Raw genomic sequence first — 12,679 nt, forward strand, 5'->3', positions numbered from 1 at the left:
ATTTAAAATGGCACATCCGAAACACAAAACGTCGAAAACGAGAAGGGATAAGCGCAGAACGCATTATAAAGCAACTCCTGCTACCATGGCAACTTGTTCAAACTGCGGTGCTACTGTGAAGTATCACACCGTATGTAATGAGTGCGGCCACTACAGGGGTAAACTCGTTATTGAAAAAGAAATTACTGTTTGATTTCCATAGCAGAAAGAAAATTCTTTCTGTCTATTTGGTTTTTTCATGGCTTTAAAAAGGCTTTTCTGTGCTCAGAAAGGCCTTTTTATTTTTACACCCGTCGTGTTCTCCATCCTTCATTTTATTGATAAATACCTGCCTCCCTTTCGATTTTTAGAAGAATACTGTTCACGAACAGTTTCAAAACTTATTGGCTTTTATTATCTTCATCGGCTAAAGTCAAGACAAATTGTTTACGTTAAAACCGAAGAAAATGGCAAAACCCATCATCCAAAACGAAGTGAAAGCACTGAACACGATTGCAAAAGATACCATGATTAAAGGGGATATCAAATCGGATGGTGATATTCGAATCGACGGTGCACTGGAGGGGAACCTGGAATGCAAAGGTCGGGTAGTACTCGGTCCCGATGCCAAGGTAAAAGGAACCGTTCGTTGCCGTTTAGCCGATATTATGGGGAATCTTGAAGGGGAAATTTTTGCTTCGGAACTGATGACATTGAAAAACACAGCCGTTATCAACGGCGACCTGACCATGGGCAAATTATCGGTTGAGCCGGGAGCTCAGTTTACCGGTAAATGTTCAATGGGAAGTGCTGGCTCTGGTTCAGCATCAGCTCCGAAAGCTCAGTCTGCTCCGGTACAACCGGAAGCCAAGCCGAAAGAAAACAAGTAAAGGCTGCTTTCACAAAGAAATTGAATCCCTGGAATTACTTCCGGGGATTTTATTTATCAGAGGTTGGCGCTTACCGATTCGAGCGATTCGGAAACGTTGATGGCATAATCGGCCAACCGTTCACATTCGTTGAAAATATCGTTGTAAATACTGCCTTTCTGGTAATTGTACATTCCCTTTTCCAGGTTTTCCAAATGTTCTGTTTTGAGAATGTCGCGGAATACATTGATCTCTTCCTCTTTTTTCCGGGCCACCGAAGCATCTACCCTGTCTTCCGTTTTCAGGTTGAACTCCATGATTTGAATCGTGTCGTCCACCAGACTGAACAGAATCTCCAGATTCTCCAGCGGCTTTCCCGAAAAGGTGATTCCCTGTTCGTGTGCGCGGTTAAACGCTCTGGCAATATTATAACACGAATCGCCGATACTCTCGATGTTATCAATCAACTTAAACATCGATGACAACACTCTCGAGTTCCTCACACTCAAACGCGTCTCTCCCACTTTCGTCAGGTAGTTGGCAATTTCAATCTCAATACCGTCGCATATTTTCTCTTCACTTTCCAGTCGTTGGAAACGCAGTTCAAATTTTTTATCAGGAATTTCGGTCATTAAATCCTGCACATCCTTAAACATTTTCGAAACCCGCTGGCCGAAGAGTGAAATCTCCTCGCGCGCCAGGTAAAGCGATGCTTCCGGTGTAGACAAAAGACCAATTTTTATGTGCTGCAACGTAAACGCACTTTCTGCTTCGACTTTCCTTTCGGGAACCAAACGGGTAACAATCCGGGCGAGCGTTTTCGTGAAACCTATCAGCAGCAGCATATTCAGCACATTAAACAGCGTGTGAAAAAGCGCCAGTGCCACCGGAATGGCATTACTCGTTTCAAACGGATTACCACCGCCCAGGTCTTCCGTCAAAAAAGCAACACTTTTCAGGAAGAAGGGAAAGATGATAAGCATCCAAACCACTCCGACCAGATTAAAGAGCAAGTGCGCGCGGGCAGCTCTTCGTGCATTGGTATTGGCCACCAAAGCAGCCACATTGGCAGTAATGGTTGTTCCCAGGTTTTCACCCAGCACCATCGCAGCGGCCATATCGAAATTAATCCATCCGTTGTTACACATCACCAACGTCAGCGCCATGGTCGCACTGGACGACTGAATCAAAATAGTCAACAAGGTACCGATGAGCATAAACAGAATGTACCCCAGGTAACCCATGTGGGCATATTGCGAAAGCCAACCCAATACTTCGGGATTGCTGCTGACATCCGGCACAGAAGTTTTCAGGAATTCGAGTCCGATGAACAGCAAACCAAAGCCCATCACCAGTTCGCCCCATGATTTACGCGAACGAACGCGGGAGAATAATACCGGCAAGGCCAAACCGACCATCGGCAACGCTATTTGAGTGATGTTGAACTTAAATCCGAAAAGGGAAATAATCCAAGCTGTGACCGTTGTACCAATATTCGCCCCCATCACCACACTGATGGATTCGAGCAACGAAAGCAATCCTGCATTCACAAAACTGACAATCATAACAATGGTTGCCGAAGACGATTGGATAAGGGTGGTGATGAGAATGCCGGTTAAAACTCCGCGCATACGGTTGGCTGTCATCGACGCCAGAATAGCGCGCAGTTTATTGCCCGCTACCTTTTGCAACGATTCACTCATCAGCTTCATCCCGAAAAGGAAAACAGCCAGCGAGCCAAGTAGCCTTAGGAAATCAACAAATCCGTAGTTCATCATTCTGGTAAAGGGGGTTAGGCTGTGCCGAATTTAAAGGTTTTTGATACAAAATTGAAAAGCGAATGAAACAAATTTCACTCATCGGTAAAGAAATCTTTTCATTATCGTCATTTGTATCAAAATTCACTGTTCCGATTCCTTATTAGGTAAAACCTTGGCATTTAGCCTAACCCTCTCAGCAACATCACAAGTAAAATGGCATATTCTTTTCAATTCAGTCAATTAAACACTAATTTCGCGGGGATTTGATTTTATTATTATGTGGAGAAGAATAGCACGCTTCATTTTATCTTACCGGATTGCCCTCTCGGTTATTTTGCTGGGAATTACCATTTACATGGGATTTAAGGCACCTCAGGTTCAACTTTCGTACGAATATGCTCCGTTGTTACCTAAAAAGGACACGGTCTATCAGGAAAATCAGGATTTCATTAAGAAATTTGGTGCCGGTTTCGATGTGATTGTCATCGGCGTGCAGGATTCCAACTTCTTCAAAATCGACCATTTCAACCGGTGGAATGAAATGGCTGCCGAGCTGAAAAAGATTGATGGTGTGGAAGGCATGCTATCGGTAGCCAACGCCTACGATATTTACAAAGACCGGAAAGCACACAAATTCAAATTCGACAGTATTTTCCCGTCAAGGGCACAATCGCAGGAACAACTCGATACCCTGGTTGAAACGTTGCATACGCTGCCCTTTTACAAGGGACAACTATATAACGAGAAGACCCATACCTACATGATGGCCATTACCGTGAGCAAAGCCTTGATGGCGACGCCCAAAAGGGAAAAGATGGTCAATCAGATTGTGAAAGTTGGCGACCAATACCAGGCAGATACAAACGTAAAGGTTCATTATTCCGGTATGCCCTACATCCGGGTGGTGACCTCACAAAAGATCAAACGCGAATTTTTGATGTTTATCCTGGCGGCACTGGCCGTTGTTATCATCATCCTGTTCTCGTTCTTCCGTTCGTTTAAAGCGGTTATTCTTCCAGTTACGGTCGTACTTATCGGGGTCGTCTGGACGCTCGGGTTGATGGCCATACTCGGCTACAAAATTACGTTGCTTACGGGGATGATTCCACCTTTGCTCATTGTGATTGGGGTTCCCAACTGTATTTTCCTGGTGAATAAATACCATAACGAATACAAAGGGCACGGAAATAAAATTAAGGCGCTGCAGCGGACCATCATGAAGATTGGTAACGCTACGTTCCTCACCAACCTGACCACTGCTTCGGGTTTTGCCACCTTCCTGGTGACCAGTAGCTCCATTCTGCGGGAATTCGGTTTGATTGCGTCAGTGAACATCATGGCAGTTTTCATGACCTCACTGATCATTATTCCAACGGCTTTCACCATACTCGACCCGCCGGCCGACAAGGACATGCGTCACCTCGATAATAATTTCATCGGGAAGATTATCGACAAATTTGTGTTGGTCACACAAAAGCACCGGAAAGGTATTTACGTCACCTTTGGCATTATTCTTCTGCTGAGCATCGTCGGAATTACCCAGATGAAAAGCACCGGTTACATGGTGGACGACTTACCGAAGAATGACCCAATTTACCTTGACCTAAAGTTCTTCGAGAAGAATTTTGATGGATTAATGCCACTGGAGATTACCGTCGATACCGAACGTCCCAATGGTGTTTTGCGCACTTCCAACCTGAAAAAAATTGATGAATTCAGCACCGCCCTTTCGAAGTACAGCGATTTGTCTCCATCGCTTTCGTTGGTTAATGTTTTGAAATTTGCCAAACAGGCTTTCTATAACGGAAAAGAAAAATATTATTCGCTGCCAAGCTACCGCGAACAGTCGTTCATTCTGTCCTACGTGGGAAAATCGAACGGCAAAATCGGCGATTTAAAATCGTTTATCGACAGTACCAAAGAAGAAACACGGATCAGTTTCCGAATGAAGGATGTGGGCACTACCCGGATGGAAGACTTGTTAAGCCGTATCCGGAAAGAGGCTGCTAAGATATTCCCGGCCGACAAATACCACGTAACCGTCACCGGCGCCTCGGTGGTATTTGTGAAAGGAACTCAATACCTGGTGAAGAGTCTGTTCCAGAGTCTCGGTTTGGCAGTTTTACTCATTGCCACCTTCATGGCATTGATGTTCAACTCGCGTCGGATGGTATTCCTGTCACTGGTTCCAAACGTAATTCCGTTACTTTTCACGGCCGGAATCATGGGCTTTACGGGTATCCCGATTAAAGCCTCTACCATTCTGGTTTTCTCCATCGCTTTCGGTATATCGGTCGACAATACTATACACTTCCTGGCCAAATACAGGCAGGAACTTCGGTTTACCCAATGGAATATTGGCAAGTCGGTGGTACTCGCTTTGCGCGAAACCGGCTTCAGCATGATTTATACCTCGTTTGTACTTTTCTTCGGATTCGGTATCTTCAGTCTGTCGAGCTTCGGTGGGACAGTCGCCCTGGGTGTTCTGGTATCGTTAACCTTGCTCGTTGCCTTAATATCGAACCTGATATTGTTGCCGGCATTACTTCTTGGATTGCAACGTCGCGCTACAACCCGGTATTTCGAAGAACCTTTCCTCGAAATTTTCGATGAGGAAGAAGACATTGAACAGGATGAACTTCGAATCGAAGGCAGAGATAAAAACGGAAATCTGCTCTCCGAAACCGATGAAAAGGATAAAACTATCGATGAATGAAAAGCCAGCAGGAACTCTTTGACCGCTTTCTTCAGGAACTGAAAAAAGAACGGGAAAAAATTGACAACGCTTCACCGGCAGGTCTCTACAAACCGGTCTCCTATACCCTCGATATGGGTGGAAAACGGCTCAGGCCGGTACTGGTTATGACGGGAGCCAATCTTTTTTCCGAAAATATTGAAGAAGCGTTGCCGGCCGCTGTTGCCATCGAAGTGTTCCACAATTTCACATTGCTGCACGACGATTTGATGGACAACGCTTCGGTTCGCCGGGGCAAACCGACGGTTCATCTGAAATTCAATCCCAATACGGCCATTCTCAGCGGCGATGCCATGATGATTCTGGCCAACGAGTTTCTGGCTAATTCGCCGGGTGAAAAACTGCCGGAATTGCTAAAGCTTTTCTCGCGGACCGCACTCGAGGTTTGCGAAGGTCAGCAGTACGACATGGATTTTGAAAGCCGGATGGACGTAACCGTAGATGAGTACATCGAAATGATTCGGTTGAAAACAGCGGTGTTAATTGCCGGAGCGTTGAAACTGGGCGCCATCATCGGTAATGCGCCGGAAAAACAGGCCAACTTGCTTTATGACTTCGGAATCAATATTGGGCTGGCCTTTCAGCTGCAGGACGACTGGCTCGATGTGTACGGCGATCCCAATGTGTTCGGGAAGAAAATTGGCGGCGATATTCTCAGCAACAAAAAAACATTCCTGTTACTCAAAGCGCAGGAAAAGTTGCAGGGACAGAAAAAGGAGCAGCTAGAAAACTGGATTACCAAAGAGTCTTTCCTTCCGGAAGAAAAAATTGAAGCGGTTACGCAATTATATAATGAAGCTGCAGTAAGTGAGGAAGCGCAAAAACTCATGCTTCATTACCATGATGAAGCGCTAAAGTGTTTGGCTCAACTCGAAGTGGAAGAGACCAATAAAAAGGATTTAGTTGCTCTGGCTGAACAGGTGATGTCGAGGATTAGCTAATCTAATCCCCGACATGTTATTTTAAAGCACTCTTAACGCTTTTTCGATGCGTTCCAGACCTTCCTCTAAAGTGGAACGCGGACAGCCAATATTCATCCTGAAAAAGCCTTCACCGCCGGTTCCAAACGTACTACCTACATTCATGGCCACACCGGCTTTATTCACCAGCACATCTTTCATCTCTTTTTCGCTCAAACCATAGTCGCGGAAATCCATCCACACCAGGAAAGTCGACTCCGGCTGCATTACTTTAACTTTTGGCAAATGCTCCGCCATAAAATCGTTCAAATATTTCAGGTTTCCCTGAAGATATTCCAGCAATTCGCCCAACCACTCTTCTCCGTTCGTGTATGCGGCTTCGGTGGCAACGGTTCCAAAGATATTGCCTCCGTGAACATGCAGTACATTCAGTATCCGCTCGTAACGTACCCGCATTTTCTTTTGCGGAATGACCAGGAATGCGGAAGATAAACCTGCAATGTTAAACGTTTTATTGGGCGCCATACAAACGACCGTAATTTCAGCTAAGTCTTCCGAAATGGAAGGCAACGGAACATGTTTGTGTCCCGGGTAAATCAGGTCGGAATGAATTTCATCGGAAACGATGATTACTCCCTTCTCTTTGCAAATACGCCCCAACTCAGCCAATTCGTCTTTGGTCCAAACCATGCCACCCGGATTGTGCGGACTGGAAAGCAACAGCATTTTGGTTTTATCGTCAATCTTGGCTTTCAGATCCTCGAAATCGAAATAATACCGGCCGTTTTCCAACTTCAACGGATTCTCCACCATCTTTCGGCCCGAGCCTTTCACGCAAGTGAAAAAAGGAAAATAAACCGGCGGCTGCACAATTACCTTCTCATCCTCATTGGTAAGCGCCATGATTAACATGGTAACAGCCGGAACTACTCCCGGACTGAAAGAAATCCACTCGCGTTGAATGTCCCAGTCGTGCCGCTTTTTCATCCAATCAATGATGGACTGGTGGTAACTTTCGGGCCGGAAAGAATAAGCCAACACTTCATGTTCGGCGCGTTCGCGAATAGCATTCATGATAAAATCGGGCACCCGGAAATCGGTGTCTGCTACCCACATTGGTAACGCCTCCGCATTGCCGCAAAACTGTTCCAACCGGTCGTATTTGATACAATTGGTTCCTCTTCGCTCAATTATTTCGTCAAAATTATAGGGCATATGATTATGGTTTACGGTTATTTCTTCAACTCAAACGTACCAGAATCGATCCGGTTCAGATAGCGGATGCCATTCTCTTCCTCCAGTCGCAAAATAAAATCGAACCGATTGAGCGAAAGACATAAATCGAAGTCCGAGGACGGTGACCATTCACTGTTCTCCGGATCGAGCAGACGGGCACCATCGCCTGTACGAAGTTCTTCCACCATCTCATCAAAACGGGTGGGTTTTCCCGTTAGGAGATCGCGTATATGTTCGGCCAGGAAAGTGTCTTCCTGCGACGGCCGTTCTCCGGCGTATCCCATGCAAACCAAGCTCACTGTTTCCGGCGAGCGGTATCTAATATATTGGGCTATTGCCGCAGCGTTTACAAAACCACCGGTAATGATTTCGTCGGCATGAACGGCATTTACAATTCCCTGGGTGCCGGAACTACTCCGGTGAATGACGGTTTTTCCCGACAGGTCTGCTCCCAGAATGTGCGTGGGCGAATTCCCGTAATCAAATCCGGTAATCTTGCGCTCGTTCTGTTCGCCCATTAATACCGAACCGGGAATCTCTTCCGCTAAGCGAAATGCTTCTTCAATATCTCCTACCGGGATGATTCTTGAAGCTCCACGCTCCATGGCATAACAAGCGGTTGAAAACGCCCGGAACACATCGATGACTACAACCAGCCCATCGGCTTGTTGCACACCTTCTATTAATTGCAGAATCCGAATATTCATTCAATATGATTTCTGGAAATAGAAAATCGATCATCCAAAATAAATGGAAATAGAGGGTTTTTCCCGAAAGGGATTATTAAAAATTTTATCAAAGTTGAGTTTTTGAAGAAAAAAATTCATTCAACTAAGGTCGGATTAATGAAACAGCCCACCGCGGGATCATACAAACTTTACACATATACCACTGAATAATTGGTGGTTATAAAACTAAATACTAAAAGCTCTTCAATTTAAGATCACATTTCGACTTAAATCCCGTTTCCGATCACGTACAGTTAAAAAAGCAGTAATATATGTTTTACAACATATGCTGTATAACATGTTTATATTTGCAGTGTAAAACCTCTTAAAATAAGAAGCTATGAAGACAACAAACTTTAAAACAATGATGAGCAAGAATTTAATGGTAGTAAGTTTGAGCGCGTTCTTCCTGGTTATTACAATTGGCCAAGCATTGGCAAGTGGTAAGACTTCAGTTTATACAAAAGATAATTCGGATCTCTCCATCGTTTCGGTTATCAACCCCGGAACGCAACCAATGAGTATCACTATTGAGAATGACTTAGGAAGTGTAGTGTATTATACCAAAAACAATGTATCGGGAAGCCAGTATTTCAAGGCATTCGATTTCTCGAAACTGGATGATGGTAACTACAACCTGCGCGTTCGCTCTGGTAATAAAACACTGGTTCAGTCTTTCAACGTAGTTGATGGCCATGCCAATATGAATGACCAGATTGCTGATAACAAAGATGTTGCGCCTACTTTCAGGTTTAAAAACAATATGCTCAAACTTTCCTACCTAAACCTGAGCAAGGACAACGTTGAAGTTTATTTGTACGACAACAGCAACAATCTGCTTCACGAAGAAAACCTCGGGAAAGACGTAAGTCTGGGTCGCATTTTCGACTTCGAATCGGCTAAACCGGGTCAGTATCAGGTTGTATTAACCGTTGGCGACAAAAACAATTACACCTACACGGTGAATAAATAAATTTTTGCTTCATCAAAAAAACAGAGCGTCCTTCAGAAGGGCGCTTTTTTTATGCCCTTAAATTTTTACTCCTACGTTTCTGCTTCTCCTTGCAGTCTGATTGACATATCTTTTTAAGCTAATTGTAAAAAATACACTATTTCACTACTTTTGGTTGGTTCGATTCCCAACGAGAGACCGCAAACAAATACAATTAGATAAATTAATTAAAACCAAACAATGAAAAGAGAGGCAACACAATTTCTGTTCCTGATTCTGTTTCTCTTTGCGGCACCCGCTGTTCAGGCACAAAACGGTGTAGTAAAGCAAACAGAAATCACCAATTTTCAACTGCAGTCGTCGGCTGTAATCGACGCTTCCGGCGAAACGTTATCCACTCCTTCTTACCAGGAGAATGTGTACTGGTTTCCGGTTAAAGTTCCTTCAACTGTACTTACCGGACTGGTGGCCAACAACGTTTATCCCGATCCGTACCAGGGAATGAACAACATGCGCATTCCGGATGCATCCGACAGTTTCAATAAAGAGTACAATCTGGAGCAATACAGCTTTCTTCCGAATGATCCCAATCCCTGGAAAAAGCCGTATTGGTATCGTACCTCCTTCAAGGTGCCCGCCAGCGATAACGGCCGCCACTTTCAGTTGATCTTCAAAGGCATCAACTACCGGGCTGCGGTTTGGGTTAACGGAAAACAAATTGCCGATTCGACTGATATGGCCGGCATGTTCGCCGAATACAGCCTCGATGTTAGCAAAGAGATTAAAGCCGGTGCAGAAAATTACCTGGCGGTGAAGATTTATCCGCTCGATTTCCCCGGCACGCCGGCACCTGAACAGCTGAAAGCCATGGGCCCGTTCTTTGCCAACGGTGGTCCAACCGGCGATATTGGTAAAAATGTGACCATGCTTTGCTCGGTCGGTTGGGACTGGATGCCGCCAACCCGCGATCGGAACATGGGAATCTGGCAACCGGTTTATTTGAGAACTTCAGGAAACGTAACCATCAGTCGTCCGCATTTGGTGACGACATTACCTGCTCTTCCCGATACAACGGTCGCTGATATTTCATTAAAACTGAATCTCGCGAATCATGGTAATTCCGGTGCTAACGGAAAATTGAATGTTACCATCACACCTGAAAACTTCACTGGTTCGTCCATCGAATTTTCGAAAGATGTTACGCTGGGTGCCAATTCTTCCACGAAAGTGGATCTCAATGCGGAAAACGAAACGAGTCTGCACATCACCAATCCGCATTTGTGGTGGCCCAATGGTCACGGTGCACCTAATCTCTATCGTATCCGTTTGCAGTACCTTGCCGGGAATACCGTTTCCGACGATACCACCTTTGTTTTCGGAATTCGCACAGTGAGCTCGAAAGCCACCGAAGTGAAGGGCAAATTTCTGCGTCGTGACTTTTATGTGAATGGAAAACGTGTCAACCTCGTTGGTGGAGCGTGGGTTCCTGACATGATGGTGAACCGCGATTCCTTGCGTTATGACAACGAACTTCGGCTTTGCCAGAATGCCAACATCAACCTGGTGCGCATTTGGGGCGGTGGTATTACGCCTCCCGACCAGTTCTTCAACGCAGCCGACCGCTATGGTTTGCTGGTTTGGTCCGACTTCTGGGTAACCGGAGATACCCAGGGTGAATTTAAAGGTTCGCCTGACTGGCCGTTGCAAGGCAATGTTTTCATTAAAAACATGACTAGTACGATTCTTCGTATCCGGAACCATCCAAGCTTGCTACTGTGGACCGGCGGAAACGAAGGTCATGCGCGTAAAGAGCTTTACTACGCCATGCGCGATAGTATTATAAAACTCGACGGAACACGTCCGTTTATTCCGAGTTCTTCCGGCTTTGCCAAATTACCGGCCGACTGGAAAGCCTCGTGGCCCGATAACAAGCAATCAGGTGTTTACAGTGGCGGACCGTATGCATGGCAGAGTCCGAAACAATATTACAAGCTGGCCAACAACGCCAAGGACTGGGTTTTCAAAGACGAAACCGGTATTCCGTCACAGCCACCATACAATATTCTTCCGAAGATTATTCCTGATTTGGTTTGGGATAAGACGCTTCCGTTCCCGTTGAACAATACCTGGGGTTACCACGACGCGGCTTCCGGAAACGGAAAATATGACCTCTATTACAAGGATATGGTGAAGCGTTTCGGCGAGCCAAAATCGATGAAAGGTTTTTCCGAAAAAATGCAGCTGATGAATGCCATGGGTTACCAGGGGATTTTCGAAGCAGCCGGAAGCAAGCTGGATGACAATGGCGGAGTAATGCTCTGGAAACTGAATGCAGCCCTGCCGAGTGTTATCTGGCAGGTATACGACTGGTATTTGATGCCTAATGCAGGCTATTATTTCATGCAAAATGCCGTCGAGCCTGTCCATGTACAGTACGACCAGGATAATGCCTCTGTGACCGTTGTAAATCGCTCCTACAACCCGGAAAAGAATCTGGTTGCTGAAGCCGATGTGTACAATATTCATTCGAAACTCACCCACAGCGAATCGAAGAAAGTAAGCCTGGATGCAGCGTCCGTCAAAAAACTATACTCACTGTCAAAAGTATTGGCTAAAACCGATGGTGTTTCGTTCGTAGTTTTACGATTGAAAGATGCTAACGGGAAAGTAATTTCACACAATTCCTATTGGCTTTCGCCTGATGACGACTTTACCTCGATGAACTCGATGGATAAGGCACAGGTTGAGTTGAAGGTTGCTGACAAAACCACGAAAGGTTCGCATACGAAATGGACAGTTGAACTGAGCAATCCATCCGATAAACTGGCGTTCTTTGTCCGTCCGATGCTCATGAACAAAGGCGAGGAAGTATTGCCCAGTTTGTGGTCGTCAAGTTATTTCACACTGAAGCCCGGAGAGTCAAGAGCTGTAATGGTTAGCACACCTGCTCAAAATCTTGACAAATCAGGTTTCCGCATCGAAGGCTGGAATTTGGAGCCAATATGTCGCCCCAATAAATAGTTTCACTAACTAGCACCATGCATAACTTTTGTAAAGTGCGTTACCTTTGGGTGGCGCACTTTTTTTTTGCTTACGCAGAAGAATTCCCCAAAGGGAATTCGTAGGATTCTAAGGAAGTAGTAGAGGATGAAAAAACAACACGACGTCTGACACCTGGTGTCGTCTCACAAAAAAAGGCAGCCGTTTGGCTACCTTCACACACAATCCTCTACAATACTACAACCCCTACGGGGTATCCGCTTCGCAGAAGAAAATTCCTAATGACCATTTTAAGTTTTGGTTCTTTCTTAACACTTAAAACTCCAGGTCTTAAAACTTTTGGGGACAAAAAAGCCCGACTCCAATAAAGGAACCGGGCTTTTGATAAAATAAGCGGCGACCTACTCTCCCACATCTCTGCAGTACCATCGGCGCTGACGGGCTTAACTTCTCTGTTCGGAATGGGAAGAGGTGGAACCC

9 protein-coding genes and 1 rRNA gene are annotated in these 12,679 nt (G+C 45.3%); 6 read left to right on the top strand and 4 right to left on the bottom strand.

What is annotated here, in order from left to right:
* The first annotated feature begins 7 nt into the window (after positions 1-7).
* The gene (rpmF, locus tag CLV93_RS03620; protein WP_106540777.1) at positions 8-193 is read left to right on the top strand and encodes a 50S ribosomal protein L32; all 186 of its coding nucleotides are present in this window, start codon (positions 8-10) and stop codon (positions 191-193) included.
* Between the two features lie 253 nt (positions 194-446).
* Positions 447-869 carry a bactofilin family protein gene (locus CLV93_RS03625; protein ID WP_106540778.1) on the top strand — a complete coding sequence of 141 codons (423 nt, stop codon included), beginning with the start codon at positions 447-449 and terminating at the stop codon, positions 867-869.
* Positions 870-925: 56 nt separating this feature from the next.
* On the opposite strand, the gene CLV93_RS03630 is transcribed toward CLV93_RS03625, so the two are convergent.
* Positions 926-2,626 carry a Na/Pi cotransporter family protein gene (locus tag CLV93_RS03630; RefSeq protein WP_246187188.1) on the bottom strand — a complete coding sequence of 567 codons (1,701 nt, stop codon included), beginning with the start codon at positions 2,624-2,626 and terminating at the stop codon, positions 926-928.
* 259 nt (positions 2,627-2,885) lie between these two features.
* On the opposite strand from CLV93_RS03630, the gene CLV93_RS03635 reads away from it, so the two are divergent.
* Together CLV93_RS03635 and CLV93_RS03640 are read left to right on the top strand one after the other, a co-directional pair.
* Positions 2,886-5,324: an efflux RND transporter permease subunit gene (locus CLV93_RS03635; protein WP_106540779.1), complete on the top strand. Its 2,439-nt coding sequence runs from the start codon at positions 2,886-2,888 to the stop codon at positions 5,322-5,324.
* The gene (locus tag CLV93_RS03640) at positions 5,321-6,304 is read left to right on the top strand and encodes a polyprenyl synthetase family protein (RefSeq protein ID WP_106540780.1); all 984 of its coding nucleotides are present in this window, start codon (positions 5,321-5,323) and stop codon (positions 6,302-6,304) included. The genes CLV93_RS03635 and CLV93_RS03640 overlap by 4 nt, the downstream gene beginning before the upstream one ends.
* A 21-nt stretch (positions 6,305-6,325) precedes the next feature.
* Here the strand turns inward: CLV93_RS03640 and CLV93_RS03645 are convergent, their stop codons facing one another.
* Both CLV93_RS03645 and CLV93_RS03650 read right to left on the bottom strand, forming a co-directional pair.
* Positions 6,326-7,498: a MalY/PatB family protein gene (locus CLV93_RS03645; protein WP_106540781.1), complete on the bottom strand. Its 1,173-nt coding sequence runs from the start codon at positions 7,496-7,498 to the stop codon at positions 6,326-6,328.
* Positions 7,499-7,515: 17 nt separating this feature from the next.
* A complete protein-coding gene (locus tag CLV93_RS03650) occupies positions 7,516-8,226 on the bottom strand; it encodes a 2-phosphosulfolactate phosphatase (RefSeq protein WP_106540782.1) in 711 nt (236 codons plus the stop codon).
* Positions 8,227-8,587: 361 nt separating this feature from the next.
* Here CLV93_RS03650 and CLV93_RS03655 point away from each other — a divergent pair, with 361 nt between their 5' ends.
* On the top strand, positions 8,588-9,220 hold the full coding sequence (locus CLV93_RS03655) for a hypothetical protein (protein WP_106540783.1): 633 nt from the start codon (positions 8,588-8,590) through the stop codon (positions 9,218-9,220).
* Between the two features lie 219 nt (positions 9,221-9,439).
* Positions 9,440-12,220, top strand: a complete 2,781-nt coding sequence (locus CLV93_RS03660; RefSeq protein WP_106540784.1) for a glycoside hydrolase family 2 protein — start codon at positions 9,440-9,442, stop codon at positions 12,218-12,220.
* Positions 12,221-12,587: 367 nt separating this feature from the next.
* Here the strand turns inward: CLV93_RS03660 and rrf are convergent.
* Positions 12,588-12,679 (bottom strand): 5S ribosomal RNA (rrf, locus tag CLV93_RS03665); the annotation flags it as partial.

It is taken from the genome of Prolixibacter denitrificans (assembly GCF_003014495.1).
Lineage (GTDB): Bacteria > Bacteroidota > Bacteroidia > Bacteroidales > Prolixibacteraceae > Prolixibacter > Prolixibacter denitrificans.